This is a genomic window from Rhodococcus parequi, assembly GCF_046042785.1.
Lineage (GTDB): Bacteria > Actinomycetota > Actinomycetes > Mycobacteriales > Mycobacteriaceae > Prescottella > Prescottella parequi.
The window spans coordinates 397,896-424,777 of record NZ_JBDLNV010000001.1; the positions used below are offsets into that span (position 1 = coordinate 397,896).

Genomic DNA, 26,882 nt, shown 5'->3' on the forward strand with positions numbered 1-26,882 from the left:
CACGTGAGTGCGACCATGAAACTCTCCGCATCCTCGGACAAAAAGAGAAATCCCAGTGGTAGTGCGGGTCCGACGGTGAAGTCCGCGTCGCTGCAGCCGGGACAGCGTAGCTTCTGCCGGTCGATCACCGCGAGCACTTCGGTGCGCTCGGGTGCGGTGAGAGGCACGCAGTCCGTCGGGGTTGGCCGCGGGCCTTCGTCCATGCTCAGACCTCCACATCCTTGTCGTAATGCACGTAATCCTCGCGCCACCCGCCCATCCCATGGCCGATACCGGCGTAGTCCTCGACGAACTCGATGCCATCGATCCACTTGGCCATCTTGAAACCCACCTGTGTTTCCACTCGCAGGCGTAGTGGGGCACCGTGCTGGATGGGCAGCGGTGCCCCGTTCATCTCGTAGGCCAACAACACCTGCGGATACGACGCGAGAGCGAGGTCGATCACCTCGTAGAAACGGCCCCTACCTTTGGCGCTCGGCTCGTCGCGTCCGGTGTCCTGCATGGTCAGAAAGCACACGTACCTGGCGTCCGGCAGTGGCTTCACTCGCGCCACCAGCTCAGCCAGCGGCAGACCACCCCATTCGGCGATGCTCGACCAGCCCTGAACACAGTTGTGCAGGACACGCTGTCGTTGCCTGTCGCCGAGTTGGCGCAGCCCATCGAGGTCGAGTGTCATCGGATGCTCGACGAGGCCGCCGACTTGCAGACGCCAGTCCTGGAAGCCATGCACGGCCATCACCTTGTACTCGGTGGAATCTGGCGGCTTGCCGTTGACGCGGTGCTGCTCGGACACGGTTCGGACGGGGTAGTCCTGCCGGGATCGCAGCGGGCGCAGCAGTAGGCGCCGGAACGGCCCCACGATCGCGCCGAGACGGCGCTGGACCGATCGGGGTCTGCGCAGACTCCACACCGTGGCGGCCGCATGCGCCGCGACGACCGCCGCAATGATGACGAACGACAGTGCGACAGCCCAGTAGATGTTGCGAACCTCGCCGAAGATCATCAGCGCATTCAGTTGGCCCCAGCTCCAGAAGAACACCATGGCGAGGTGGATGACGATGAAACCGGCGAACGCGAGCAGACCCAGGAAATGCAGGGTGCGGACGCTTTGCCTGCCCCCGAACGCCCGTACCGCCCACGGGAATCGGGCTTCGATCGCCGGTGACTGCAGGGCTCCGGTGAGGATCTGGAACGGCGCCAACAGGAAGATCACGGCGGCGTACGTGAGTTTTTGGATGGCGTCGAGCGGTTCGCCTGGCAGCAGCGGGGGAAGGTTGAACGACAGATAGGTGACCGCGTCGTCCCATGCCTGCGGGAACACCGACCACGAAGTGGGGATGTAGCGGCGCCACTGGCCGGTCGCGAACAGCAGCACGTAGTAGACGGCGCCGACCATGATCCAGGCGAGCACGCTCACGAAGTGCCAGTGCCGGCCCATGCCGAGGTTCCGTCGTCCTGGCAGTGCCACGAGCGGCGAGTAGCTCTCCTCCTCGTCGAGCGTGTCGTACAGCTTGTCGGTCGGCATGGTCTTGCGTGTGAACCGTGCCCATTCGGTGCCGGGTGCGCTGTCGGGCCGCCGATACAGCTTGGGGTGGGTCGCGAGAATTTCGAGGCCGCTGCGCAACGCGAGCGTCAGGAACAGGAAATTGAGCCAGTGCTCGATGCGCAGCCACGCGGGGAAGTCGAGTTCAGTCATGCCAATGCTGCTCCTCGGGGCGCGCGACGGTGATGCCGAGCAGAACCGCCCCCGAGATCGCCAGATAGGCGACTGCGCAGAGACCCCCCAATGTGCCCGGTGCGTAGTCCCACCAACCGCGCACGCCGGGCAGCGCGGGAAGACCGGTCAGCCGGCTCGTGACGTACCCGACCAGGAACACGACACTGGTCCCCGCCCCTACCGCCCGTCCCACGCGCGCGATCGGACCCGGCGCCAGGGCGAGCGCCACGCCCGCTGCGATGCACACCGCCACGAGCACCCACACGTAGATCACCAGGTAGAGCGGAACCACAGGCTCGGAAACGAGAATGTAGACGTGAGTTGCGGCGAGCCCCAGCAGCGCCGCGCCGAGCACGGTCGCCGTCGTCCGCGGCAGATCCACGGCCACGTACCGGTAGCTGGTCACCAGGCGATACATCCTGCTGTGCAGAATTATTCGCTGCGCGATCGCCGTCATTCGGTCGACGCCCTTTCGCTTTCGCTCGTGTGTCGGGCGGGTACCCGATTACTTGTCGACCACACGTTCCTGGACACCTTTCGTCCGCGCCGAGACGAGCCGCACCGCCACCTGAGTCGCTGGATCCGCGCGTCACAGAACCCGGAAGCGCTCCAGATCCGGCGCGCGCAGCTCCAGCCCGTGACCTGGACGTCCGCGGTCCGGTTTCAGTACGCCACCGGGCTGTGGTGTCAGGACCCCGTCGAACGCGATGGCCTCGATGCGGACGTGGTCGTGGAAGTACTCGAGATGCCGGAGGTGCCACGCCGCCGTGCCGCCGTGCGCCGACGCCTGCGGAGCGCAGTGCAGAGACAGGTCGAGTCCGCGTGCATCGCACAACGCGGCGACCCGCAGAAACCCGGTGTAGCCGAGGCAGCGGGTGACGTCGGCCTGCAGACAGTCGACCGCACCGGCGTCGAGCATGCGATGGAAATAGGCAAGGTCGTAGCCGTACTCGCCGGCCGCGATGTCGAGACCGGCGGGTCCACGGTCACGGAGCAGTCGCAGTCCCGCGAGGTCGTCCGACGTCACCGGTTCCTCGAGCCACGGTATGCCGAGGCCGCGGTAATACTCCGCCCACCACAGCGCGTCCTTGCGCCCGTAGGCCCCGTTGGCGTCGACGAAGAGGTCGGCGTCGCCGGCGACGGCGTCGAGCGCGACGCGGATCCGATGCGGGTCGGCGTCGCGATCGCGTCCCACCTTCATTTTCACCCGGGGAATGCCCGCCGCGACCCAGTCGGACAGCTGGGCGGCGAGGGTGCGGTCGTCGTACGAGGTGAATCCGCCGCTGCCGTAGACCGGCGTGCTGTCGTGGATCGCGCCGAGGGCTACCGACAGCGGCACATCGAGCAGGCGTGCATGCAGGTCCCACAGGGCGATGTCGACCGCCGAGATGGCGCACGCCGCCACCCCTGCGCGTCCCAGGTTCCGGACCGCGATCTGCATCGCGGCCCACGATGCGGCAGGAGTGAGCGCGTCCGCCCCGGTGACGACACCGGCCAGGGTGTCGTCGACGACCCGGACAGCGGCCGGTCCCGCGTACGTGTATCCGATGCCGCGGCGCCCACCGGCGGTCGCGGTGACCACCACCAGAACGGTCGACGTCCACGAGAGCGTGCCGTCGGACTCGGGCTGGTCGGTGGGAATCTCGTAGGCGGCCGCCGTGACGGAGTCGACTGGGATGTGCGGTCCAGGCATGTCACTGAACTACCCACGGCCGCCCATGTTATGCGCCGGTATCAGGATGGGGGCCCGGACGCGGACGGTCATCACCGCACCGACGCCGGAGCTGTTCGGGGTAGTCGTCATAAGCGGCGGCGACCTCGTCGAGATAGACCAGTGACGGAAGGTCGACGACCGGTTGGCGGTCAGCCAGGAAGGCAGCCGTGTGGCGGACGACGAGTTCCTCGTCGGCCGAAGTGAATCCGAGATCCGCCAGGACGTCGGGGTGGACGACGACTTCGAAGTCGGTGCCCTCGCCGGCGTCGACGACGCGTACGCGATACTCGTGGTCCTGGACCGGCTCGATGCCGATTTCGGCGGACATCACTTTACTCCTTCCCGAACGCGACGACCCCATACAGACGCCCCGACGAGTGCGGCGACGCCGGCGACGGCGGCCGACGCGGCGGGATGCAGCGCGAACCACAGCTGCGCGCTGCGCCCATGAGCGCGATCGTCGAATTCGCCGTGCGCACCGAAGTCCTCGCCGCCGGGACCATCGAGCGGCTCCCAGAGGTTCTGCGCGCGATCGGGCGACACCGGTTGGTCGGTCTGCTGCGATGCGTACCCCGTCCGCGCGAGGTACCGGTCGAGCAACGCGGGCAAAAAGCGTTGTCCCATCACGGTTCCCAGCGTGCTTGCGCCCACCAGGTAGTGCTTGCGACGCGGATGGTCGGCGGCGTGGAGGACGGCTCGGGCGGCCAGTTCCGGCTGGTAGATCGGGGGCACTGGTTGCGGATGCTTGGGTAGCCGCGAGAGGACCCACGAGAATTGAGGCGTGTTGACGGCGGGCATGGTCACGACCGTGACGTGTACGTTGCTGCCCTCGTGCAGCAACTCGGTGCGGAGTGATTCGGTGAAGCCGTTGACGCCGTGTTTGGCGCCGCAGTAGGCGGACTGCAGCGGAATCGACCGGACGCCCAGCGCCGAGCCCACCTGCACGATCGTGCCGCGGTTGCGGGTGCGCATCCAGCGCAGCGCTGTCATCGTGCCGTACACGCAACCTAGGTAGGTGACCTCGGTGACGCGGCGGAACTCGTCCGCGTCGATCTCGTGGAACGGCGCGAACACCGACGTGAAGGCGTCGTTGACCCACACGTCGATCGGCCCAATCTCACGTTCGACACGGTCGGCCGCCGCGTGGACCGCACCGGCGTCGGCCACATCCAGTTCGATGGCAGTCGCCGAGCCGCCGGTCCTTCGAATCTCGGCTGCCGCCGCGTTCAGTCCCATCGCGCCGCGCGCCAGCAGCACGACGTGTGCGCCCCGCGTGCCGAAGCCGCGGGCGACGGCCCGCCCGATCCCTGCGCTCGCCCCTGTGACGACGACGACCGGGGTACCCGCCATGGTCCACCTCCTCGGGTCAGGCGTCGCTCACGACGTCAGTACTTGTGGGGACAGAATTTTGAGAGTGGAGTTGGCCCAGCGCATCTGGCGCAGCGTCTCGGGGTGGCATCGCTGGCAGACGGCCAGGAGGTCGGAGTCGCCGACGGCCTGCGCAGTCTGCGCGAGCAGTTCCCAGTCGAGGGACGCCCCGGCCGCCACCCGGTGCAGGTGTCGCAGGTCGGCCAACAGCACCAGACCGGGCTCGGGTCGACGTCCGAGCAGCACCGAGACCTTCTCCTGCAGTGGGCCGGTCAGTGCCCGGGTCCGGGGTTCGGCGTCGAGATTTACGTCGTAGCGGGACGCGGCGTCCGCGAGCAGCCGCAGGTGGTTCCGGGACCACGCGGCCACGTCGCGGGCGACGTGGTACACCTCGTGTTCGGTTCGGTGCCTGGCGGCGACGGTGGACAGATCGCGCGCGAGCTTGCGCTCCGACCGATGCAACTCCCGGAGCGCCAGCCCGATCTTCACGATGTCTCCTTCGTCTCGAGTTCGAGTGTCTGCGCCGACCGGCCACCCACTGTCGGAGCAACCCCGTCCGTCACCGGAGCCGAGGCCGTGGTGGTGGGGGCGGGTGCCGGCCCGCTCCCCGCGCCTACGCGGCGCAGCGCCGCCGCGGCGGTCTTGAAGATCGGCTGCTTCGACACCGGATCCCAGTCGGTGATCGTCAGCTCGTTCGCTGCTCGTTCGTGGTCGCCGTCGCCGCAGTCCCAGTACCCGTAGTGGAACGGCACGAACAGCACGCCGTCCCGCACCCCCGTGACGCGTGCCCGCGCGCGCAGCGTGCCGCGCGGTGACGCCACCTCGACCTGATCGCCCTCCGCGATCGCGAGCCGGCCGGCGTCTGTGGGGGAGACCTCGACCCACACGTCGGGCGCGGCGCGGTCGAGTTGCGGCGCCCGCGCCGTCTTGGTGCGGGTGTGGAAGTGATACAGGGTGCGCCCGGTGATCAGCGCGAACGGGTAGTCGTCGTCGGGCATCTCGTGCGGCGGTAGATACTCGGCGGCTTTGATGATCGCCTTGCCGAAGGGATTCATCGCCCGGTACTCGGTGGGCTCGAGCGGTGCACCGGTGACGAGGTCCTTTCCGTACGCCTCGCAGTAGTCGGGGTCGCTCCAGAATTGCCCGTCCGCATAGAGCCGTTCGGTCCCGTCGGGGTTCTCGGCGTTACACGGCCATTGGATGCCGCTCTCGCCACGGAGTTTCGCGTAGTCGAGACCGGTGTAGTCGCAGGGGCGGCCGGCGCTGGCACGCTTCCACGCCTCGAATGCCGATTCCGCGTCGTGCCACGTAGGGAACAGCTGCCCGTCCCGGTCCCGGAAATCCATCCGCCGTGCATAGTCGAGGAAGATGTCAAGATCTGCGCGGGCCTCACCGGGTGGTTCGACGGCCTTCTCGGTGAGATGGACGGTGCGGTCGGCATTGGTGAAGGTGCCGGTCTTCTCCGCCCATGTGGCGGCCGGCAGCACCACGTCGGCGAGCTCGGCGGTCTCGGTGCGGAAGATATCCTGCACCACCACGAACAGTCGCTCCTGCGCCAGGATCTTTCGTATCCGGGACAATTCAGGCAGTGACACGGCGGGGTTGGTGGCGCTCACCCACAGCATCCGGAGCGTGCCCTGTTCGGCGTATCGGAACATCTGCATCGCATGGGTGGGCGGTGCGTAGTGCGGAATGCGGTCCATCTCCAGATTCCACAGGTCCGCAAGCTCGGCGATATGGGAGTCGTTGGCCCAATTGCGAAAACCGGTGAGATCGCCATCCGCACCGCATTCCCGCGTGTTCTCCGCGGTCGGTTGGCCGTTCATCTGCAGGAGACCGCAGCCGGGACGACCGAGCATTCCCCGCACGATGTGAATATTGTTGACCTGCACCGACGCTGCCGTCGCCTGCTGCGACTGATAGAAGCCCTGAAGTACCGTCGACAGCAACCGCTCGGCGGTGCCAATCAGTTCCGCCGCATGCCGCAGATCGTCGACCGAAACCCCGCAGATGTCGGCAACACGCGAGGGCGGATACTCGGCCACACGCTTGCACAACTCGTCGAACCCGACCGCATGCGCGTCGACGTAGTCGCGGTCGATCCAGTCGTGTTCCACGAGTTCGTGCAGCAGACCGTTCATCAGCGCGACGTTCGTGCCCGGCACAGGAGCGAGGTGCACGGTGGCACGTTTCGCGACGACGGTGGTCCGCGGATCGACGCACACCAGCGCCGGGGGACGTGATCCCTCCAAACGGTCGAGCATCCGCTCCCACAGCACCGTCTGGGTCTCGGCGACATTGTGACCGAACAGTGCGATGACGTCGGCATGGTCCACATCCGTGTACGACCCGGGCTGCCCGTCGCACGCGAACGATTCCTTCAATGCCTCCGCGGCCGTTGCCGTGCACATGCGAGTGTTGCCGTCGACGTGATTGGTGCCGATGGCACCGTGCGCGATGGCCGCGAGCGTGTAGTACTCCTCGAGAAACAGCTGACCCGATGTGTAGAACCCGATCGCGCTCGGACCCTGTTCATCGAGCAGCGAACGACTGCGGCGGACGACCTCGTTCATCGCCGTGTCCCAGTCTGCTTCGACCAGCTCGCCCCCGCGCCGCACCAGCGGCCGGGCGAGCCGGTCCCGGGAACCGTTCGCCTGCCAGCCGTACAGGTCCTTCGGGTCGAGACGGCCCCGGTTTACCCGGTCGCCGGCCCGGCCGCGCACCCCGACGATCGTGCCGTTGCGGACCGCGATGTCCATCGCGTCGCCGTTGGAATGCAGGATGGACGCGGACTGCACCCAACGCTCGACGCTCTCAGGGGTAACTCCTGCCGCCAGATGGCAGTCCACCCGCGACGGCCACGACTCGCCGGGCTCGTATGGCCGACGGTCACCCCACGGTTCCGCGATGCGATCTCGAAACGGCATGCCGACATACATACCCACGCCCGCGTCCCACGAAACGTCGGACGCCTGTCGCTGCCGTCCCGAAATACGGGCATAGGCGTCGCCACGGACGAGATCGGCCATCGTCCGAATCGAGAGGAGGTTCGGGCGACCGTGATTCGATGTCCTTCTGGCTGCTCGGTTGATGCGCGCCGTGTTCGCGTAGGTGCGCCCTTGATCTGACGATTGACTGGGTCGAGAGTTGTGTCAGCCGTTGTCGCTCGCTCGCAGCGCGACACGGTCACGACGAGCGCGTTGCGCACGGTGACCGCCAGTCGGTGAACTACCGCGGTGACCCCAGGATTCGACAGTCCAGTACGGCGTGCTCAAGACGCTCCGCGACGATGGCCTCGACTTGCTTGCTGACGACGAGTGGACGTCTCTGCGGCGGCGGAACCGGGGATTGGTATTAGCAGCTCGAGCTATGGGTCGGCGCCGACTGGATCGGACGTCGCCAGGGCGGATGGATGACGCGGCTGGACCACGAAGCCCCGAACATTCGAAGTGCGTTGGGGTACAGCCTGAGTGATCCTGACTCGGCCGCGGACGCGCGGTGTGTGGCGAGCGCTCTGCACGATTACTGGATTGTGCAAGGCCGGTTCAGTGAAGGACGATACTGGATCGATCTATCGCGCCCTCGATCGACGGGCGGATCGTCGGTGGTCCGCCTTGGGCGAGAACACTCGGTTGGATGTTGGCGCCGGACCGTACGAGCAGGACTACAGATTCTCCTCGCGCCCTCCAGTCCGTGAGATGGCCTGGAATCTGGCGAGAGTCCTCGACTTCAAGGACAGCGCGAACCACAAGAAGTTCACTGTCAAGATCGAACCGAATGGACCGTACAGGCCGGTTGAGCACACCCACATCTTGATTATCGACGACTACCGGACCGGCGCGCGAGCTGCTGCGGGAACGCAGAAGGCGGTCGAGAAGATGAGGACAACACTCGACAAGGCGAACTCTTCCACCTAGTCGGGGACCGTCCCCACTTTGGCTTGCGCCATATGGGAGTGCGCCGGTGACGGACGTAGCGATGGAGACGGTGAAGATCGAGGTTGAGTGGACCGAGGTCTCGCACCACCTACGACGGCGAATGTGCCGCCGGGGCTTGGCCCTACGAGTGAATCCCCTGGTGCCGTGCCCATCGGCCTGGATCGGTGCTCATCAGTAACTGCAGGTCCTTCTCCGAGTTGGAAGTCTGATGGTTCATGGTACTTCGCGACTGTAGATCGCTGCTCGTCGATGGTCCGCGCTAACCCTGGTTACCGCGTAACTTTATTCCCCCCCATGTAATTTGGGCACCATTTGTGGCTGAGGTGGTGTGAATCCCGATGGCCAGAAAGTCGTGTCCGAGTATCTGCATGCCTTGAGAGTCGCGTCGGCGAGGTGTGCATCGGATAGGTGGGCATCGGTCAGGTCCGCATAGGTGAGGTCCGCGCCGGTCAGATCTGCATGGGTGAGGTTGGTTCCGGTGAGGATTGCGCTGGTGAGGATTGCGCCGGTGAGGATTGCGCCGGTGAGGTCCGCGCCGGTCAGGTCTGCATAGGCCAGGTTCGCGCCGGTTAGGTTCGCGCCGAACAGGTCCGCGCCGCCGGTCAGGTTTGCGCCAGTCAGATTTGCGCCGGTTAGGTCCGCGCTAGTCAGGTCCGCTTCAATCAAGTCCGCTTCGGTCAAGCGCGCACTGATCAGATTTGCGCCGGTCAGGTTCACGCCGAACAGGTTCACGCCTGACAGGCGCGCGCGGGTGAGGTCTGCGTCGGTGAGGTTCGCGTCCGTGAAGTTCACATCGCCGGTGAGGTTCGCGTCGGTCAAGTTCGCGTCGGTCAAGTCCGCACCTATAAGATCCGCGCCGGTGAGGTCCGCTCCGGTCAAATTTGCGCCGACCAGGTTTGCGCCGGTCAGGTTCGCGTCGGTCAAGCGCGCGCGGGTGAGGTTCGCGCGAATCAGGCGGGCGTCGGTCAAGTCCGCATCTGACAGGTTCGCAGTGATCAAGTCCGCGGCGGACAATTCGAAGTGGCAGCCCAACCATTCTCCGTCCGCCCTCTGGTTTCGTGAGCGGATATGACCGATGATTGCCGACCGTACCTGCGCCTCTTCACCGGTGTGCCAAGTGTCGGGGTCTTCGGGTTCCACAGGAGCTCCCACCGGATGCCGACTTCGGGTGCGCAAATAGGCGCACAGGAGATCTATGCAGACCTGCCGTTCGGATTTGCGCCCGAAGTCGTGCCAGTCATCAGCGAGTGAAGCAAGAGCATAGACGCCTGCAAGACGGATAGCTGAGCTGTCATGTCCGAGTTGTTCGCCACAGATCGTGTACCGCTCACGAAGATGCCGCTCGACACCCGTTCGGTGCTCGCGGTAGTCGGCCTGAACCTTGTGTTCGTGCTGTCCCGCGGCTGTCCGGTTGGCGGTGTCGAGCGCTCGTTGCCGATGATAGGCGAGGACCGCGGCAGGAACGCCAACCGCGGCCGCAGCAAGCAAGCCGACCGTCCGCCCTAAGCCTCCAAGATCGGCAGTTATCCAACTGCCATTCGGGGTGGAAAGTTCTGCGAACAACCAGACAGTTGCGGCGATGGCGATCAATGATCCGAAGCCGTAGGAAACCAAGCGGCCTGGAGAAACACGATCGCGGTGCGGCGTTGGATCGCCGCCGTCTAGGGCAAGGGTCAACGGATTCGTTTGCGGCACGGGCACATCTATACCGGGTAAACAGACCGCGTCCTTGTAGGCCACGGCCATTGCGGCAGTGTTGTGCTTGCGATCGAGGCTTTTGCGTAGAGATCGATCGACAGATTCTGGCCCTCCGAGCAGATTCGGCGGACGTGGAACGTGGAACTCTGGCGGAGGGATGTGGGTCGTGCGCGGGGTCACCAATCTCCCCGGAGGGGACATCGAGTACATCACCGCCGGCACTGATTCGGCGACGCCGGGTGTCACCCGGTTCACCGGGACGCCCTACGCGGTCCATTGGCGCAACCTCTCGACCGGCGCGAACGGCAGCGTGATCGTGGAGTGGCCGAGCGTCGAAGTCCACACCGGGCCCGGCATCGTCGTCGCCACCGCGACCCCTTCTGAGGTCATGCTCGCCGCGTGGTCGGGGTTGACGTTGCTCCCCGGCGCCGGCGGCTGGGTGGTGCCTTGACGGTCAGTGTTTTATTCGGGTGGTGCCCCAGTCGAAGCCGAGGTTGTCGAGTTCGGTGATGCGGTCCGGGGTGAGTGATGGCCGGCTGTGGCTGCGGTCGACGCGGCGGGTGGTGACCCATAGTCCGAGGCGGAATCCGTCGGTGCAGGTGAATCGGTGGGGGACGCGGGCGTGCCCGTGCTCGGCGACGTAGTCGGAGAGGTGGGCGATAGCGTTCGCCCACCGCTGCTGCTCGACCGCTGCTCGGCCCGTTGCCGGGCCCCAGTCGAAGCCGAGCGCGTCGAGTTGGCGGATCCGCTCGGGGGTCAAGGTCGGGGTCTGGCTGCGTCGTTCGGTGCGGCGCCGGCTCACCCACTCTCCGAGCCGGAATCCGTCCTCGCACACCCAGCGGTGCGGCACGTCGAGGTTCCCGTGCTCGTCCCGGTACCGCGCCAGGCGCGCGAGGATGGCCGCCCACTGGGCGGCGAAGTCGTCGACGGAGCGGCCGGGCCGGGGTGGTGCCCAATCGAACCCGAGCGCGTCGAGCTGCGCAATCCGCTCCGGGGTGAGCCGGTCGGCGCCGAGGCGACGGTCCTCGCGGCGGTGCATCACCCACGACGCCAACCGCATCCCGTCCGCGCACACGTAGCCCTTCGGGACGCGGGCGTGGCCGTGTTCGGAGATGAACCCCTCGAGGTGCGCGATGCCGTCCGCCCACAGCACGGCCGGTGTTCGCCCGGCCCGCCGGTTCGGGCGAGGCATGGCTGCCGGGTCTGTGGTCATGGCCTTCGATGCTATTCGCACGCGACGCCCTCGTTGTCCCGGTCGAGCTGGGGGCGGTAGCAGGGCTGGCCGGCGCCTGACCGCGCCCAGGTCCAACCTGGCCTGTCGGCGCTACCGTCCGCCGACTCCGGGGTTGGGGAGGACGGGCAGCTCGCCGGCGCGCCGTCTCGCTTCGGACCGCACCGTTTTCAGTATCGGGTAGAACTCGTTGTGGCCGTTGCTGTCCAAGTTGAGCGGGACATCGAGCGCAGTGATCAGCCGTTGCTCGACCTCCCACGGTTCGACGCTCTCGATCCATGACGCCAGCGCGTTGGCGTGCATCCATTCCGACAGTTGTTTCTCGCCGGTGTGGAACGTCAACCGGTTCCCGGACCCGACGCGCCGCAGCGCGATTCCCAATTCGTCGGCCAACAGGCTCCCGAGGGTCAATCGCAGGGTCGAACCCGCCGCGTTGCCGGTGTAGTGGGTCTTGATGCGAGTGCGGAGCGTCTGACGGCTCGGAGCTCCGCCACCCGCCGGCGGCTTCTTCGGACTGATCCCGGTGTACAGCAGCGTCAGCCCGTCCTTCTTCACACACCTGGAGGTATCCAGCGTGGTCGGCAGCTCGCGGAACCACCACCCGTAGACCCCCGGAGCCGCAGGGACCGGGCAGGGGCGGGCCAACACCTGCTCACGCGTGTGCGGCATGGCGGCGAGGTAGAGAGCGCTCTCTTCCGAATGCTGCGACATAGCGGTGATCTTGGCATCCCGGACCGGTCACTCTGGCGCACCCGTCCCCGAGGAGCGGTCGCCTATCTCGAGTTCTTCACGAACGACGTACCAAACCGACTCCGACGGGGACCGCACCCGCATCGCCTTGACCACCGCGGTGATTCCCAGTCCCCCAACGATCACCGTAGAGGACGATTGAATCTGCTCGCAACGGTTCGTAAGAGTGCGTCCGGGTACTCATCAGGTGTTTCATCTTGTTTTGCAGGTCATTTCGATACTTTAGTGCTGGTCGGTTTGTACCCATTGGCTTTGGATGAGTGGGGTGCCAGGGTTCGGGGGTATTCGGTGGCGACGATTGGATCGTCTCTGCCGTCGATCGCGGTCAGGCTGCGTGACCGAACCTGTCACCTGATCGTGCAGCAGTCCCTGATGACCGCTCGAACCGTGCACCGTTGATGTGATTGTGGGACATGTCGATCGCCAAGTTCGATCTCGGCCTTGTCGGTGGGGCAGACGTGCCCCCACCCCGGGAGCCGGGGCGGGGGCACGGGGGTGAAGCTACAGGGTCGTCGAGCCCAGGATCATGCCGAGTGGCGCGAGGATCGCAGCCGCCGCAATTGCCAGCGGATTCCCGGCGAGCATGCCGTCGCGGAGCCAACTCCCGATCTGAGCTGCAAAATCGTTCGAACCCATCGTGTGTGCGCCTTCCCTCGATCTCATGTGTTTCCTGTCCCTAGTTCATCGCCGGGCATGGCAACTGTGTTACGGCCAGCCCACCGCCACACGAACGTGATCGTCGAACTCTCGAAGGTCTGCTCGGCCGCTGGGTCGCCGATGAACGCCACCGGATCGAAGCAGCAACTACGACCGGCGATGAGCGGTTGACTGCAGCGGAACGCCCCGAGCTCGCCCGTCTCCGCAAGCAGATGTTCAAGCAGGACAATGACATCGCGTCCTTGAAAGAACGCCTCGGCGTACTTGGACGCCAATCAACAGAAAGTAGAGCGGGCGCGAGTGAAGTGCCACCCGATGCGATCGCTGAGACAGCAGGTGTGGGCCGTCTCGCGGCACCGACGCCGGCCGCGCCGAACTCGTGCGCCGGACCCGGGTGAAGATCGCGATCGCGCGGGCTGCCTGAAGAGCGACGAATCTGGCGCAATGCAGAGGCACACCGATGATGTTCTGGTACGCCAACAGCATGAACGGGTGGGGCTACGCGCTCATGATCTTCGCGATGATGATCGCGTTCGGGGTGTTGATCGTCCTCGCGGTGATTGGTGATTCGAGTACTCGCCCGGACACACAGCCGCCCCATCCTCACGCCGATACTCCTGAGCAGCTCCTCGCCAGTGCTTGGCCCGCGGCGAGATCGACGACGACCGATACCACACACCTCGAGTGGCCGCCTGGTAGTAAGCGTCCCTGCGAGGCGTGCATTCACTCTGGGTACTTCGCTCTGGTCTCAGCGAGGGTCCGTCATTGCGGAGACGGCGCCATCTCCGGACCGTAGGCGCACCGGGATGCCGGCGCGATCTTGCGACACCTCGATGGTGCTCGGGCCCGTCGCCGAGACGGCGTCCACCGCGTAACCGCCCGGGCCCGTGACCAGCGTGACGTCACCGTAGCGGGAGTTCAGGTCGACGGCGGCACGGGTGTCGGTCACCGTCAGATCGCCGAATTGCGAACTCCCTCGGACGACGGTCCCGTACGGGACGGCGATCTCGTACAGGGCGACGCAGGTGGGGCGGCCGACGGCGAATCTGTCGGGGCAACTCGCGCTGATCGTCAGACCGGACCCGTTGGTGTCGATGCGTTCCTCGGGCTTGTCGCCGTCGGTGAACTCGAAGGAGCGCCGGATCTCGATGTCGTCGCGGTCGGAGCCGATCACCTGAGCGCTCAGGGCCGCGGTGGTCACACCGAACTGTTTGGCACCCGCATCATCGAAATCGAGTGTGACGGCCGTGGCGCCGCTGTAGCTGTCGTTCCGCTGTTCGTGACTCGTGGAATCGGCAGTGCAGCCGGCGAGCGCCACGGACGAGAGTGCCAGTGCCGCAACGCTGACGGGGAGGCGGAACTTCCGGGGTGCGGTTTCAACGACGGGCATGGCGAATCTCCTGAACGAGTGCGGTGGCGGCGATCAGCGCGGCGCCGACGCCGAAGGACAACAGTGGGGACGGGCCGGCGAGCGACTCATCGGTGCGGAGCGCGCCCATGACGTCGACCGCAGCGACCCCGTTGAGCACGGCGTACCAGATCACCAGGTAGACAGCTTGGAACGCGCGTGCGCTCCGGCCGATCGACCCGATCAGCAGCGCAAGGGCAGGAATCACCGTCGCGCCCGCAACCCACGCGGCGACGCCGGTCGCGTCCGCTGCAAGCAGCATTTTCACGAGCGGACCGACACCCGCGATGACCGCGATGAGCACGCCTGCACCCCACTCGGCGACGAGTCTGATCCGAGGCGAGACACCGCACTGCACAAGGGGAGCGACGCCTTGTTCGTAGGTGAGTGTCCCGAGACGTGACCACAGCAGCACCGGCAACAACCATGCGAAGAGCAGTGCGGTGCCCGCGCGATCAGCGGGAACGGCGAGGGCTGTGATCGTCACGATCGCGAGCGTGAGCCACCACCACCGCGACACGCTTTCGAGATGAATGCGCACCTCGCCGAGCAGCAACCCCGGGAACGACTGTCCACGCTCGGCCGGCGACAGTGTTCGCGCGCTCTGTGAGAACGCCGGTGCAACGGGAGCTTCGGTTGCAGGTGCGGCAGACATATGCGAGGGAGTGCGTTGCCACCGTGCGGGGTCGAACCGGCCGAACCAGAGGGAGGGAAGGATGGCGACGAGCGTGGAGGCGGCAATCAACCCCACACTCGCGGCGACGAGCGTCGTGTCGATGTCCATCCCGGACCACGTGAACTGCCCGAGTGCGCCCGGTTCCGCGGTGAGCCCGATCGAGATCTCGTCATCCATGCCGGGGTGCTGCGTCGCCAGGTCTGCCTGGAACCCTGCGGTAATTGATCCGTAGACCAGTGGAATCCCGGCGAGGAACATCGACGGATACACGAAGAACCACAGTATGTTTCCCGCACCACCTCGCAAGAGCGGGACGGTTTCGAAGACGACGGCGGCTGCTGCGGCCACGGTCAGGACAGGAAGACAGAACAGCACGATCGGAAGCCAGAGTGCCGTCATGTCGAGGCTCGTGCATTCCCCGCGGAGAAGCTGCATCACGGGTGCGATCAGAGCCAGTGCGGCTGCCATCGCCGCGAGCACCGCCAGGTTGCTCAGGTACTTGCCGAGCAGATACATCGGCGTGCGCAACGGGGAGGCGGAAAGCGTTTCGCCTACGCCGGTGGAGATGTCGCGCGCGATGCTGCTGCGGACGACGTAGAACCCGAACAGCGGCAACCACAGGCTGCCGATCATGGCGAGCAACATGCCGATGTACGCGCTGTCGTACAGTCCCCGGAACGATCCGACCTTGACCATTGCGTAGGTTGCAGAGACCGGCGGGACGGCCACATAGCCGAGTGCGACAGCGCCGAGCACCGTCACCAGGAACGCGGGACGCCGCGAACGATCCCGGAAGTCTGCCATCGCGACGGCAGCGACGGCGCCGGTCATCGGATGACCCCGGCGGGCGCCATCGGGCTGTGGACCGCGTTGACGTACGCGTCTTCGAGATCGGGTTCGACAGGACGAGCCCCCGGCATCGGAGATGTTACGGCGACGGCACGGACACGCACGCCCTGTGCTGTTCGGACCGTGCGGGTTATCGTCGCTCGTTGCCGGATCTCGGTCACAGCGTCGACCGGGACCGTCGCTTCCCACACCAGGCCGTCCGCGGAACGGAGAAGTTCCTCGGGGGTGCCGCGCCGACGTAGTTCGCCGGCGGTGAGGATCGCGATGTCATCGGCGATCGCTTCGATGTCCGACACGATGTGAGTGGACAGGATGACGATCCGGTCGTTCGCCAGGTCCCCGAGCAGGTTGCGAAACCGCATGCGTTCCTCGGGGTCCAGCCCGACCGTCGGTTCGTCGACGACGAGAAGCTCGGGGTCGCCCAGGAGTGCCTGCGCGATACCGACACGCTGGCGCATTCCGCCGGAAAACGTACCCACCGGCCGCGATCCGGTCTCCGTCAGGTTGACGAGTTCGAGCAGCTCGTCGACCCGCGCCTTGGCCGACCGCGAAGTCAGACCTTTCACTGCGGCGAGATACCGGAGGAACTCTCCGGCACTGAGATTCGGGTAGACGCCGAAATCCTGCGGGAGGTAACCGAGGACGCGTCGGAGCGGCTCCGGCCGAGCGACGATGTCGGTACCGTTCCAGATGACCGTACCGGTGGTCGGGCGGGTGATCGTGGAGAGAATGCGCATCAGCGACGACTTACCGGCTCCGTTGGGGCCGAGGAGGCCGAGAACCCCGGGCCCGATCCGCAGGCTGACGTCGGCGACGGCCTGTGTACCCCGATAGGTTTTGGTGACGTGGTTCAGCTCCAGTTGCATGACTTCAGCTGACCATTCGACCGGTGGTGCGGTCACTGGGTCCACGCGCCGATCGAAGGTGGTGCCAGCACCACCTTTCGGCTGCACTCCACCTCGTCCTGAGGCAGCGACCGCGTCGATAGGCTCACTCGGTGTCCTCCAACGAACCGACCACGGTACTCACCGCGATCACACGGCGGCGCTTCCTACTGACCGGGTGGCCGTGGCGGTCGCTGGGTCACGTGCTGACCACCGCCCCGGTGGTGTGCGTGGTCGCGTTGCCATTCGCAGCGTTCTGCGTCCCGTGGCTCGTGCTCGCCGTATGGTCCGGCGCCGGCATGTATCCACAACCACTCGGCAGAGTGCTGTTCCTCGGTGTCCTCGGCGCAGTGCTGGTGTTCGGGCTCGGCCCGTTGGTGGCGATACCGCTCGCAGCCCTGGAACGAACGCGCCTGCGCCTGGTGAGCCGCGACCGGGCGCTCTCGGCCCACCGTTGCCCTCCGGCAGCGGGCCTGTGGGCGTGGGTGCGCACCCGCTACACCGAAGCCGCGACGTGGCGGGAACTCGGCTACACGTTCCTGCTGCTCACTCTGGTGCCCGCCTTGTGGCTCTCGGGTGCGGTGATCGTCGGACTCATCGTGGTGATGGTGGTGAGCCCTCTGCTGGTGCGTGACGGCGACGAGGCAGTGGCGCTTGGTTTCAGTCAGATCACGTCGGTCGACCAGGCCGTTCCGTACGCGATCGCGGGTCTGCTCCTGCTGCCGGCGATTCCGTACGTGAGTGCTCTCATCGCGGGCCTGCACGGCGCGCTCGGCCGGTCGCTGTTGTGCGGTGACGACCCGGACGCCCTTCGCGCACGACTCGTGGAGGTGTCCCGGTCCCGGGCCCGCCTGGTCGATTCTTTCGAGGCGGAACGCCGCAGGATCGAGCGGGACCTGCACGACGGCGCACAGTCGCTGCTCGTCAACCTCACTTTGCAGTTGGGTATGGCCAAACTCGACCTCCCACCGGATTCCGCGGCCGCGAAAAGCGTGTCGCAGGCGCATGATCAGGCCAAGGAACTGATGGCGGAACTGCGGCAACTCATTCGGGGAATCCATCCCCGGGTCCTCACCGACCGTGGCCTGCCAGACGCGTTGCGTGCACTGACCGAAGACTTCGTGGCCCCGGTCGGTGTCACCGCGGACCTCCCGTCCCGCCCCGCCCCGGATGTCGAGGTCGCGGCGTACTTCGTGGTGGTCGAGGCGCTCAACAACGTTTCCAAACATGCGGATGCGACGGTCGTCGACGTGGCTGTCCGACGCGCCGGGGACATCCTGGTCGTCGAGGTCGTGGACGACGGCTGCGGCGGCGCAGATCCGGAGCGGGGGAGCGGTCTGACGGGCCTGGCCGACCGGGTCGCGGCGGTCGACGGGAGAATGCTGCTGTCCAGCCCGCCTGGCGGGCCCACCGTTGTCCGTGTGGAGTTGCCGTGGATCGAGAACTGACTGCCGTGCGAGTGGTCCTCGCCGAGGACGGTGCACTGCTGCGCGAAAGCCTCGCCGCGATGCTCGAACGATTCGGGTTCGAGGTCGTGGCCGCGGTCCCCGATGCCGTGGAATTGGAATCGGCTGTCGCCGAACACCGTCCGGATCTGGTCGTGACCGATGTGCGGATGCCGCCGGGTTTCACCGACGAGGGGTTGCGCGCAGCAGTGGCACTGCGCCGAACCTATCCGGGGCTTGCCGTGGTGGCGCTGAGCCAGTATGTCGAATTGAGTTACGCCGACGAACTCATGGGTGCGGAAGGGGGCCGGGTGGGGTATCTGCTGAAGGATCGCATCGTCGATGTCGAGGAGTTCGTCTCCACTCTGCGTCAAGTGGTCGCCGGCGGCACTGTGATCGATCCGATGGTCATACAGCAGTTGTTCCTCCGCCGGCGGGATCCGTTGGCGCAGCTGTCGCCGCGCGAACGCGAGGTCCTCGCCTCGATCGCGGAGGGACATTCGAATGCGGCGATCGCCGCACAGTTGTTCATCACCGAATCGGCGGTGGGCAAGCATGTCGGCAACATCTTCAACAAACTGGTGCTGCCGCCGACCGACGACACGAATCGTCGGGTGCTGGCCGTGCTCGCGTATCTACGCCGCCACGAGCCCGGCTGAGACACATCCGACGCCCGCATCATCCCATGTGTTGATGCCCCGGCCTACCACCCGGGGCTCGCCTGTGTGTGCGCACACGAGCCGGCGGAGACATCTGATCCCTGCAGGCAAGGGGCGCAGCTCGCGGCATCGATCCCCGTAGCCCGCTTCGAGACCATTCCTGGCGCGGGCTACCTCGTCCCGGAGGACACGCCCGCGGAGCTGGCGGCGTCGATCATGCGATGTCTGGCGACGTTGGTCGGTCTGGTGAGTGGCGACTGGCCACCTATGGCGGAATGGGCTAGGTGTTGCGGGTCATGACGTTGTAGACACCGGGACACGGGGCTGAACGCAGCGGACGGGTCTTCCGGGGGGCAGGATGAGAAGTACCACCAACACATCCGCGACCGGAAAGACCCGTCCGTGCCCCACAGTAATGCCCCGCTGTCCGTCGAAGGCCGTCGCAGGCTCGTCGAGCGCTGCCAGACTCGTCCGATCTCCCATGTCGCCGCCGAGATGGGAGATCGGACGAGCATGCGCCAGCAAGTGGGTGAACCGGTACCGCAGGTTCGGGGAACCTGGCCTGCTCGACCGATCCAGCGTCCCCCGTGGCCCATCCTCGGTGCGGGACCGACACGCGGCATACCTGCCGGTCAGGGCCTCAACCGATTCCCGTCATCCCAGAGGGCTCTCCCCTGCGTGCAGGGAGGCGCCCCCACCGACAAGGCGCTCGCCGAGATGACCGAATGGGCAGCATGACTGTTGATTCGATGTATCCCGCGGAAATTCATCGATGCCATCCACGTCAAGGTCCGCGACGGCCAGGTCACGAACCGGCCGGTCTATGTGGCGATCGGCGTGACCGTGGACGGGCACCGCGACATCCGCCCCCAAGCACTGCGTGCAGGGAGGGACCCCCGGGGATTGTGGGCCGGTGACGGCGGCGAGGGCGCGAAGTTCTGGCTCGCCGTGCTGACGGAGATCAAGAACCGCGACACCGGGGACGTGTGCATCGTAATCTGCAACGGGCTGAAAGGGTTACCCGGGGCGATCAGCGTAGAGGTGAACGAGTTACCGACCAAAGTGCCTCGACACGAAGGACCACGCGATGACGCATGAGCATTCTGCACTGCTGGCTGGCCCGCCTCGCTGTCATCAAGGGTGCAAGGTGCGGGTCGGGGCGCACGTGGTCTCCCATGCCTTGGTGGTGGCGACGGGGATGTCGATCGACGGCGCCCGGGAGGTCCTCGGGGCCGCGGTCGGCGACTCGGAGTCGTCCGAGTTCTGGCGTGAGTTCCTAGTCGGGTTACGGGGACGGGGTCTGTCGGGAGTGCACCTGGTCGTCTCCGAAGCGCACGCCGGGTTGAAGCTGCTGTGACACAACAGTTCAGTGGTCCTTCGTGGCGCGCTACCGGGTGCACTTCATGCGGAACTCGCAGGATGCATTCAGAACCGCGGCGGCGAGGTAGAAGGGTACCGCTCAGGCCCTTGTCACCCGCATGGCCAGCTCGGCCACGCGGCGCAACTGCTCCTCATCGGCGCCGTCGCGAGCGTAGGACGACAGGCCCACGAGCAGGGCATGGGCGAAGGCGGCGAGCGTTTCGGCGTCGACGCCCGTTTCCGTGTCGATTGCGACTCTCCGAAGTTGGTCTGCGGTGATCGCGCGGTTCTGGTTGCGGTTGCCGGTGAGCTCGGGTGCGGTGTTGACGAGGCATCCGCGCGGATGGGCTTCGCTGGCGTACTCCTGGCATGCGCGGTTGAGCATCATCCGCAGCACCTCGTGCGGAGTCGTCCCGGCGTGCCCGGCTGTCGTCACGGACGCGGGGTTGGCTTCATAGCGGGCGACGGCCTCTTTGAACAGGGCCTGTTTGTCGCCGAACGCGGCGTACAGGCTCGGCGCGGAGATGCTGAGCTCGTGCGTGAGGTCGGCGATGGAGGTCTGCTCGTAGCCGTGCTCCCAGAACAGGCGCATCGCCTTGTCCAGTGCGGTGTCTCGATCGAAGCTGCGTGGCCGTCCCATGCATTCATTTTATAGGGACCACTACAGATCTGCTAGCATTCTGTATCGACCACTACACAATTCGGTGGCCGGCGACCACCACGAGAGACAGGACACCTGATGACCCCCACCACTACAGACATTGCGACCGCCTTCCTCGAGGGCCTCGGAGCACAGGATGCGGAGAGAATGGGCGAGCTGTTCGCGGAGGAGATCGACTGGTTCGTTCCGGGCGATCCGGCGGTAGCGCATTGGGTCGGCGCTCGCTCGCGTAAGAGCGAGGTGCCCGACTACTTCCGTGCCCTGTGGGCCGCTCTCGAACCGGGTAAGAGCGTCGTCTCGGTCGAGGCTGTCGTCACCGACGGCGAGGATGCCGTCATTTTCGGTGCGTTCGACCACGTCGCAGCGCCGACCGGGCGCCCGTTCCACACCGACGTTGCGCTGCGTTTGACCGTGAAGGCGGGAAAGATCACGCGCATGCATCTGTTCGAGGACACGGCAGCGACGGCTGCGGCATTCGCCGCCTAGGTGTACCAAGCCGTCGGGTTGGCGACACGCGGGCTGCGGGCGTGAAGCCGTAGCCCGCGTGGACCCGGACAGTATCGTCGCGCTCGGAAGGGCTTGGGCACGAGCTTCGGTGCGCTGTTGGGCGACAGGCGGAGGAGCGTCACCTTTGCTAGATAATACGGGTTATCTAGAAAACCCGTCCTGACACGATCAATCCCATCGTTCGTCGAGGCTGAGCGCGTCCCGTCGAACCGCACACCCATGCGAATCATTCGGCCGGTGAACGATTCCGCCTAGTACTCGCGGCGGACATCGACGGTCGCGCGGAACCATCGTGCGAGATACTTGTCGGCCATCAACTCGGGTTGGGCGCCGACGTACTCGACGAACCAGCCAGACAGCCCGTCCCACTCCGCGTAATCGCCGGGCGGACTGAGTGTCCAGCCGAGTTCGTCGAGCATCCAGTGCGCCTTCGCTGAATTTCGCAGCATCGACGTGGTCACCCAGTTGGACTCGTCGTCTACACCGCCCCGAGCAACAGGTATCAGATGGTCGGTCGTCGGGGGCAATTCCCAAAACGCGAAGTGAGACTGAGACATCAACCAGTTTGGATGGGCGGGAAACTCCTCCGGCGCGATCAACGACAACGCCCGTAGCGCACCCGGGTGCACGAGCTTGGCGCCGCTGTAGCGGTCGAGGAAGCCGTCCCGGTAGAACACCCGCAAGCACTGCCGTTCGGTGTACCGGCGTGAGGCCTTCTCCACGGGGACGAACGGATACTCGTTGCGCAAAACCCGGCGACCGTCATCGAGATCGCCTGCGGCGATTGCATCGACGGCGCGAGCGACAACGTCGGCCCTCTCACCAGCTTCGGCGATGTGAGCAGTGCCCGCGAGTGGGCCGAGGTTGTCTCCAAATGTCGACACGCAGTCGATCGTATCTATTCGCCAGGGCTGACTTCCGGTGCTGGCGCCGGGTAACGCCCGCGTCCCACGCCTGCGATAGCCCTCGAAAGGAACTGTCGGCATTCGAACGTGAAGGAATCTACCGATGATCAAGCGCGCACTCGCTGCCACTACGCTGGCCCTTGCCGGCGCCGCCGCACTCGCCCCGACCGCGACAGCCGACGACTACATCGACCCCACGGGCCCCTACGACGCCACACACCGCTTCATCGCTCCGTGGGAGCCCGGCGCCTTCACCGAGCACACCGACAAGGGCCTGATCCTGAGCCCTCACGGCAACACCGGTCTCCAATGCCACGGGTTCAGAAACGAGATCTGGGACTGCACGCAGACGGTCAACGGCGCGGTTCACAAGCTGATCCCGATCATCACCAATCACGCCACCAACGCACCCATGTCCGGCGTGCGTGAGATCTGGGTGTTCCCGTTCGATACCGGCAGCCTCGCCGGGTAGGCCTGCGCTGTGGACCGAGAGGGTGGCGCGCGCGATCGTGCCACCCTCTCCTCTATCTCCGACCCACCCGGACTTCGTAGCAGCGCAACAGCGTTGCCGATACGTCAACGGACGGTGCCTGAAACGACCCGGCGCACAACTGCGCCGGCAGCGCAGCACGCTGTAACGTACGCCCGCCCCGAGACAATCTCGGGGCGGGCGTTTCATTTTCAGGATTGAACGCGAGCTCCCCATACGGGGGTTGTCGCCCAAGGTTCGATGTGTGTGGTCGAATGTGCCGTCAATTGCCTCAACGACCATGGAGTCGATTATGGACATCTTGTTCTGGCTGTACGACCTCTTCAACGGCGGCGCGCTGACACCGTTCAGCGGATCGGTTTCGGGATCGATGCAATGGACCGCAGGCTCGCTCGAGGGTCTTGTCGGATCGCTCGAGGGCCTCGGTTCCTGAGTCGGCCGGGTCTGCAGTGACCTCCGGTCGCGCCGCGAGCTCGACCGTGGCGCGATCGGACGAGCCGGAGAGCAGTGGCATCTCCTCGCTGTCGGCGCAGCGCGCACATGGAAACTCGCGCAGTGGCAACGCGATCACTGTCGGGATCGGGTTAGCGCTCGAGTGATCCCTGGTTTCACCGCGTCCCTCCTCCACCGAGAGTTCGCACCTCACGTCGAGCGGGGAGTGACATTCGAGGCGTCGACCCATAGCCACAGCTCCATGCAGCTGCTGCGGTTCGCCGACCGAACCGGCACGCAGACCTGCCCGATCCAGCGGCCGTCTGCGACCCGGAGCCAACAGTGGAGGTACCCGTGCATCTGTGCTTCGAGTTGCACTCCCCCGGATCTCTAGCCTATTCGCCGTTGTTGCGACGAGGTCGCCGCTCCGTCGGCTTGAACCCACTTGATTCGGCAACCACGCGTCGGGGCCGCTCGGGAACGCTCGCGGGCATGCCGTGGGACCCGTCCCGTACCCGTTCTGACAGCGGTCTTGGCGTCCGGGGCCCAGCAGTCCATAGCTCGGAACCGGTCCGCTGCCGGTTCCTGTCAACAGTTCGTGCCGCCGAGCCAGCAGGGCATAATTTCGATCGCTCGCATCCAGTCCCGCTCGCTGAAGAATGGTGGCCACATCAGCCACACGAACCACGGCCAATCTCCACCGCGCATGTCGAACATCTCCAATCGGGGGCAGTGTCCGCCGAAGTCACACGGGATCACGGCGACTACGGAACGTAGACGGTTGCGACGCCCGGTGTGACGAACGAGCTGCCGGTGTGTACGACGATGACGACAACCTGCCCGGCCCCGGTCGGCAAGACCGCTTCCGGGTATCCGTCCGACATCCCGGTCGAGCCGGAGGCTCCGCTCCACAGGTTCAGCCAGTGCACTTCGGACAGTTGCAGACACCCCGATCGGCCTTCCCGCCTGCGTTCCTCCGAACCTGTGATCGTCACCGTCCCAGGCTGTTCGCCGACCACAGCCACACAGCGGACCGAGGGAAAATCGAAACTGCCGTACGGGTCCATCGCGAACGGAACGGTAACCGCGGCGGAGGCGGCAGCCGGCGGCACCAGAACTGAACCGGCCACGATCGCAGCACAGATGACCGATCGGCGAACGAACTCGATCATGGCGACCTCCAAGAGCTAAGGAACTGTCCACGAACCGGCCGTCGGCAGAATCGTGATGGCCGGTCTGCCCAGAGAATTGTCTGGCCAGACCGAGGCGACCAGCATTCCCGACCCAGTGTTCGCGTAGCCGTGTAGGGGTCGATCGTCCAGTGCCCAACCCACCTCGGAGACTCCCGTGGCACCGGTCGTGAGGTTGCGCCACTGCACGATGCAGGAGCAGCCTGCACCGGTGACAAATCGAGTGATGCCCGGAGACGTCGGATCGGTTCGCGCTGCAACCGATCCACCATTGGAGGCCAGGTACCACGGTGGTGCGGTTGCAATGATGCCGACAACCGGGTTAGGGAATTGGTAGTCGGTCGGAGCTGCGTGAGCGGGGGGCGATGCGGCCAGCACGATGCCCACCGACGCCGCGATCGCACCAGATGCGGCAACAAAGTGGCGACGACTGCGCATTGAGCGAGCGGCCACGGTCATAGCTTCCTCCTTCGGCTGACCCCGACGAGGTGGAGACGAAACCAAGCACCTCTGTCAGTGTGACAAAGCATCCGGGATGATCGGGCGGTTTGCTCGCAGGTCACGGGAGGGTAGGCGACGAACGCCGCCCAGCCGGCGTCGCTGATGACCGGGGTGTCGTCGTGTTCGGCGATGTCGTCGGCGGCGAGGTAGCTCGCTACGACGACTGGAACCCACTTGGTTCGGTAACCATGCATCGCTCGCGGTCGGCCCTGCACGGAGGGTGACCGCTGGGTGCGCGTCGGCCCGTGACCGGACCGGCCTCCATGAGAGGGTGGAGTGATGAGCGGGAATCGGGCCCAGGTCAGGCGCGCTGTGGAGATGTTGACGGAAGCGGTTCCACGGTCCGAGCTGTTGTCGTTGCTATGTGAGCAAATCAGCGACCAGATCCGTTACGACATGCGCGACCTTGAGAATGAGGTTCAAGCCCTTGAAGGTCGCGCGTCCGATGAGCCGGACACCGCGTTGGCCATTTCATTCAGGCAAGGTGCACTTCGAGCCCTTCAAGACGAGGCCAGCCGCTGGGCGGCCGTGTCTACATCGTTCTCACATGCGCCCGAGAGTCGACCCGCGAATCCCGCCAACTACGCCTTCGTGAAGCTCGGCGACCGTAGCTAGGTCCCGTGATCCGCCCGCCAGAAAAGTCCACAAATGACTGGGGTACGCCGGCCGATGCCTTCTAGTTCGGCGGGTTCCATCTGCTGTGACAGCCTGACGGAATGACCGTGCAGTTTCAAGAGGATCCGCTTGCCAGTATCGAGTGGCGGCCGCGGGACACCGGCTGGGTCGCGTGGGTGGCCCTTCTACCGATCCTTCTGCTTCTCGTTTCGGTACTGGCAGCAGTATTCGACAGCAATCGCTGGCCGATGCTCGGCGACGTGCAGGGCACGTGGATCTTGGTGGGCGCCTTCGGCTTGGTGGTGTTCGTCCCCGCGATGGTGGTGTCGCTGTTCGGCGCGGCCGCTCTGAAGCAACAGTTCCGTTTCGGACGCTGGCTCGCCTCTATCGGTAGTGCCGCAGTCATGCTCATCGTCGCTACTTTCGCATACAGTAGTCGCCGAAACGGCTGCGCCTGAGAGGCGCGACCCTAATAGCTGGGGTCCGGCACTCTCGCCTCTCGCAGCGTCCTTGGTGCTCGTCCCGAACCTCGCGATCGCCGTGGTCAATGTGTACGTGGTTGTCCGGCTATGGAAGCGACCGGTGTAGCGAACGACGCCTGCGCCCGACAACGCCCGTGCGGTCTGGATGCGGACCGGCCCGGAGTGGTGAGGTCAGGCAGACGCTCCGGGGGGGTAAGTCGGGTACGACATCCGACTCGAGGGGATGGCGTTCCACCGGTCAGGGAACTGTCCAGATGCCAGCACCGGGAAGAAGTGTCATTGCCGGATACCCAGGCAGCCCATCGGGCACCGTGACAGTGGCGACTACGGTGCCCGACCCGGTTTGAGCCTCGACGCTCGGATATCCGAGGTATGCGATGCCGGCTGCGCCGGTGGAGATGTTTCGCCAATGGATGAAGCCACAGCAGTGGAGGTCGTCGGAAAACCGGGTGACGCCTGGCGTTGCCGGGTCGGTTGTGGCGATCACATACATGAAGCCCGCGGTGGGGAGTCCAGGCGGAGAGACCCCGATCCCCACAACGGGAACAGGGAAGACGGTGTCGATCGGTGTGGCGGTGGCCGGTTGTGCCCCGCAGAGCAGCGCGACCCCGACTCCGATTCCGATTCCGATCGATGCTCGGCGTAGGCGGTGGTCTGGTCTCATCGATTGAACGTTCTGACCTGGTGGACCGCTCCTAGTCCTGGAGACCGGCGCCAGAGCCGAACCGGCCACGATCGCGGCGAAG

Annotated in this window: 27 protein-coding genes and 4 pseudogenes; 11 read left to right on the top strand and 20 right to left on the bottom strand. The window is 65.7% G+C overall.

The window, feature by feature from the left end:
- Nucleotides 1-205 precede the first annotated feature (205 nt).
- From ABEU20_RS01860 to ABEU20_RS01890, 7 genes are all read right to left on the bottom strand, one after another.
- The gene (locus ABEU20_RS01860; RefSeq protein ID WP_420162690.1) at nucleotides 206-1,696 is read right to left on the bottom strand and encodes a molybdopterin-dependent oxidoreductase; all 1,491 of its coding nucleotides are present in this window, start codon (nucleotides 1,694-1,696) and stop codon (nucleotides 206-208) included.
- Nucleotides 1,689-2,174 carry an oxidoreductase gene (locus ABEU20_RS01865; protein ID WP_420162691.1) on the bottom strand — a complete coding sequence of 162 codons (486 nt, stop codon included), beginning with the start codon at nucleotides 2,172-2,174 and terminating at the stop codon, nucleotides 1,689-1,691. The genes ABEU20_RS01860 and ABEU20_RS01865 overlap by 8 nt, the downstream gene beginning before the upstream one ends.
- Nucleotides 2,175-2,306: 132 nt before the next feature.
- The gene (locus tag ABEU20_RS01870) at nucleotides 2,307-3,410 is read right to left on the bottom strand and encodes an enolase C-terminal domain-like protein (protein WP_420162692.1); all 1,104 of its coding nucleotides are present in this window, start codon (nucleotides 3,408-3,410) and stop codon (nucleotides 2,307-2,309) included.
- Between the two features lie 28 nt (nucleotides 3,411-3,438).
- Nucleotides 3,439-3,759: a hypothetical protein gene (locus ABEU20_RS01875; protein WP_420162693.1), complete on the bottom strand. Its 321-nt coding sequence runs from the start codon at nucleotides 3,757-3,759 to the stop codon at nucleotides 3,439-3,441.
- Nucleotides 3,759-4,781, bottom strand: coding sequence for an SDR family oxidoreductase (locus tag ABEU20_RS01880; RefSeq protein ID WP_420162694.1), 1,023 nt, complete (start codon nucleotides 4,779-4,781; stop codon nucleotides 3,759-3,761). The genes ABEU20_RS01875 and ABEU20_RS01880 overlap by 1 nt, the downstream gene beginning before the upstream one ends.
- Nucleotides 4,782-4,808: 27 nt before the next feature.
- Nucleotides 4,809-5,288 (bottom strand): hypothetical protein, encoded by a 480-nt coding sequence (locus ABEU20_RS01885; protein ID WP_420162695.1) that lies wholly within the window; start codon nucleotides 5,286-5,288, stop codon nucleotides 4,809-4,811.
- Nucleotides 5,285-7,726, bottom strand: coding sequence for a molybdopterin oxidoreductase family protein (locus ABEU20_RS01890; protein WP_420163123.1), 2,442 nt, complete (start codon nucleotides 7,724-7,726; stop codon nucleotides 5,285-5,287). The genes ABEU20_RS01885 and ABEU20_RS01890 overlap by 4 nt, the downstream gene beginning before the upstream one ends.
- A 771-nt stretch (nucleotides 7,727-8,497) precedes the next feature.
- Between ABEU20_RS01890 and ABEU20_RS01895 the strand changes: the two genes are divergently transcribed.
- Nucleotides 8,498-8,716: a hypothetical protein gene (locus ABEU20_RS01895; protein WP_420162696.1), complete on the top strand. Its 219-nt coding sequence runs from the start codon at nucleotides 8,498-8,500 to the stop codon at nucleotides 8,714-8,716.
- Between the two features lie 303 nt (nucleotides 8,717-9,019).
- On the opposite strand, the gene ABEU20_RS01900 is transcribed toward ABEU20_RS01895, so the two are convergent.
- Nucleotides 9,020-10,483 (bottom strand): pentapeptide repeat-containing protein, encoded by a 1,464-nt coding sequence (locus tag ABEU20_RS01900; RefSeq protein WP_420162697.1) that lies wholly within the window; start codon nucleotides 10,481-10,483, stop codon nucleotides 9,020-9,022.
- A 118-nt stretch (nucleotides 10,484-10,601) separates the two neighbouring features.
- Here ABEU20_RS01900 and ABEU20_RS01905 point away from each other — a divergent pair, with 118 nt between their 5' ends.
- Nucleotides 10,602-10,886 (top strand): hypothetical protein, encoded by a 285-nt coding sequence (locus ABEU20_RS01905; protein ID WP_420162698.1) that lies wholly within the window; start codon nucleotides 10,602-10,604, stop codon nucleotides 10,884-10,886.
- A 3-nt stretch (nucleotides 10,887-10,889) separates the two neighbouring features.
- Here ABEU20_RS01905 and ABEU20_RS01910 read toward each other — a convergent pair whose 3' ends face one another.
- The 8 genes and pseudogenes from ABEU20_RS01910 to ABEU20_RS01945 all read right to left on the bottom strand — a co-directional run bounded on the left by ABEU20_RS01910 (nucleotide 10,890) and on the right by ABEU20_RS01945 (nucleotide 16,872).
- Nucleotides 10,890-11,648, bottom strand: coding sequence for a helicase associated domain-containing protein (locus ABEU20_RS01910; protein WP_420162699.1), 759 nt, complete (start codon nucleotides 11,646-11,648; stop codon nucleotides 10,890-10,892).
- Between the two features lie 11 nt (nucleotides 11,649-11,659).
- A pseudogene (locus ABEU20_RS01915) lies at nucleotides 11,660-11,719 on the bottom strand (excalibur calcium-binding domain-containing protein); the annotation flags it as partial.
- A gap of 40 nt (nucleotides 11,720-11,759) precedes the next feature.
- Nucleotides 11,760-12,377, bottom strand: a complete 618-nt coding sequence (locus ABEU20_RS01920; RefSeq protein WP_420162700.1) for a GIY-YIG nuclease family protein — start codon at nucleotides 12,375-12,377, stop codon at nucleotides 11,760-11,762.
- Between the two features lie 540 nt (nucleotides 12,378-12,917).
- Nucleotides 12,918-13,052: a hypothetical protein gene (locus ABEU20_RS01925; protein WP_258013662.1), complete on the bottom strand. Its 135-nt coding sequence runs from the start codon at nucleotides 13,050-13,052 to the stop codon at nucleotides 12,918-12,920.
- A gap of 23 nt (nucleotides 13,053-13,075) precedes the next feature.
- Nucleotides 13,076-13,348: a hypothetical protein gene (locus tag ABEU20_RS01930; protein WP_139812485.1), complete on the bottom strand. Its 273-nt coding sequence runs from the start codon at nucleotides 13,346-13,348 to the stop codon at nucleotides 13,076-13,078.
- A gap of 473 nt (nucleotides 13,349-13,821) precedes the next feature.
- Nucleotides 13,822-14,463 (bottom strand): hypothetical protein, encoded by a 642-nt coding sequence (locus tag ABEU20_RS01935; protein ID WP_420162701.1) that lies wholly within the window; start codon nucleotides 14,461-14,463, stop codon nucleotides 13,822-13,824.
- A complete protein-coding gene (locus ABEU20_RS01940) occupies nucleotides 14,450-15,988 on the bottom strand; it encodes a hypothetical protein (protein WP_420162702.1) in 1,539 nt (512 codons plus the stop codon). The genes ABEU20_RS01935 and ABEU20_RS01940 overlap by 14 nt, the downstream gene beginning before the upstream one ends.
- Entirely contained in the window at nucleotides 15,985-16,872 is an 888-nt protein-coding gene (locus ABEU20_RS01945) for an ABC transporter ATP-binding protein (RefSeq protein WP_420162703.1), read from the bottom strand. The genes ABEU20_RS01940 and ABEU20_RS01945 overlap by 4 nt, the downstream gene beginning before the upstream one ends.
- A 131-nt stretch (nucleotides 16,873-17,003) precedes the next feature.
- Between ABEU20_RS01945 and ABEU20_RS01950 the strand changes: the two genes are divergently transcribed.
- From ABEU20_RS01950 to ABEU20_RS01970, 5 genes and pseudogenes are all read left to right on the top strand, one after another.
- Nucleotides 17,004-18,338: a sensor histidine kinase gene (locus tag ABEU20_RS01950; protein WP_420162704.1), complete on the top strand. Its 1,335-nt coding sequence runs from the start codon at nucleotides 17,004-17,006 to the stop codon at nucleotides 18,336-18,338.
- Nucleotides 18,323-18,994: a response regulator transcription factor gene (locus ABEU20_RS01955; RefSeq protein WP_456300324.1), complete on the top strand. Its 672-nt coding sequence runs from the start codon at nucleotides 18,323-18,325 to the stop codon at nucleotides 18,992-18,994. The genes ABEU20_RS01950 and ABEU20_RS01955 overlap by 16 nt, the downstream gene beginning before the upstream one ends.
- A 402-nt stretch (nucleotides 18,995-19,396) precedes the next feature.
- Nucleotides 19,397-19,580 (top strand): annotated as a pseudogene (locus ABEU20_RS01960) (helix-turn-helix domain-containing protein); the annotation flags it as partial.
- A 110-nt stretch (nucleotides 19,581-19,690) separates the two neighbouring features.
- Nucleotides 19,691-20,029 (top strand): annotated as a pseudogene (locus ABEU20_RS01965) (transposase); the annotation flags it as partial.
- 106 nt (nucleotides 20,030-20,135) lie between these two features.
- Nucleotides 20,136-20,436: pseudogene (locus ABEU20_RS01970) on the top strand (transposase); the annotation flags it as partial.
- Between the two features lie 17 nt (nucleotides 20,437-20,453).
- Here ABEU20_RS01970 and ABEU20_RS01975 read toward each other — a convergent pair.
- Nucleotides 20,454-20,993, bottom strand: a complete 540-nt coding sequence (locus ABEU20_RS01975) for a TetR/AcrR family transcriptional regulator (RefSeq protein WP_420162705.1) — start codon at nucleotides 20,991-20,993, stop codon at nucleotides 20,454-20,456.
- A gap of 99 nt (nucleotides 20,994-21,092) precedes the next feature.
- On the opposite strand from ABEU20_RS01975, the gene ABEU20_RS01980 reads away from it, so the two are divergent.
- Complete coding sequence (locus tag ABEU20_RS01980; protein ID WP_420162706.1) at nucleotides 21,093-21,500, top strand: nuclear transport factor 2 family protein; 408 nt, start codon at nucleotides 21,093-21,095, stop codon at nucleotides 21,498-21,500.
- Nucleotides 21,501-21,772: 272 nt separating this feature from the next.
- On the opposite strand, the gene ABEU20_RS01985 is transcribed toward ABEU20_RS01980, so the two are convergent.
- A complete protein-coding gene (locus ABEU20_RS01985) occupies nucleotides 21,773-22,507 on the bottom strand; it encodes an HNH endonuclease (RefSeq protein WP_420162707.1) in 735 nt (244 codons plus the stop codon).
- Between the two features lie 22 nt (nucleotides 22,508-22,529).
- On the opposite strand from ABEU20_RS01985, the gene ABEU20_RS01990 reads away from it, so the two are divergent.
- Together ABEU20_RS01990 and ABEU20_RS01995 are read left to right on the top strand one after the other, a co-directional pair.
- Entirely contained in the window at nucleotides 22,530-22,898 is a 369-nt protein-coding gene (locus ABEU20_RS01990) for a hypothetical protein (protein WP_420162708.1), read from the top strand.
- Nucleotides 22,899-23,208: 310 nt separating this feature from the next.
- Nucleotides 23,209-23,349: a hypothetical protein gene (locus ABEU20_RS01995; RefSeq protein WP_420162709.1), complete on the top strand. Its 141-nt coding sequence runs from the start codon at nucleotides 23,209-23,211 to the stop codon at nucleotides 23,347-23,349.
- A 763-nt stretch (nucleotides 23,350-24,112) separates the two neighbouring features.
- On the opposite strand, the gene ABEU20_RS02000 is transcribed toward ABEU20_RS01995, so the two are convergent.
- Nucleotides 24,113-24,415 (bottom strand): hypothetical protein, encoded by a 303-nt coding sequence (locus ABEU20_RS02000; protein ID WP_420162710.1) that lies wholly within the window; start codon nucleotides 24,413-24,415, stop codon nucleotides 24,113-24,115.
- 120 nt (nucleotides 24,416-24,535) lie between these two features.
- The gene (locus ABEU20_RS02005; RefSeq protein ID WP_420162711.1) at nucleotides 24,536-24,997 is read right to left on the bottom strand and encodes a twin-arginine translocation signal domain-containing protein; all 462 of its coding nucleotides are present in this window, start codon (nucleotides 24,995-24,997) and stop codon (nucleotides 24,536-24,538) included.
- A gap of 758 nt (nucleotides 24,998-25,755) precedes the next feature.
- Between ABEU20_RS02005 and ABEU20_RS02010 the strand changes: the two genes are divergently transcribed.
- A complete protein-coding gene (locus ABEU20_RS02010; RefSeq protein WP_420162712.1) occupies nucleotides 25,756-26,112 on the top strand; it encodes a hypothetical protein in 357 nt (118 codons plus the stop codon).
- Nucleotides 26,113-26,882 lie beyond the last annotated feature (770 nt).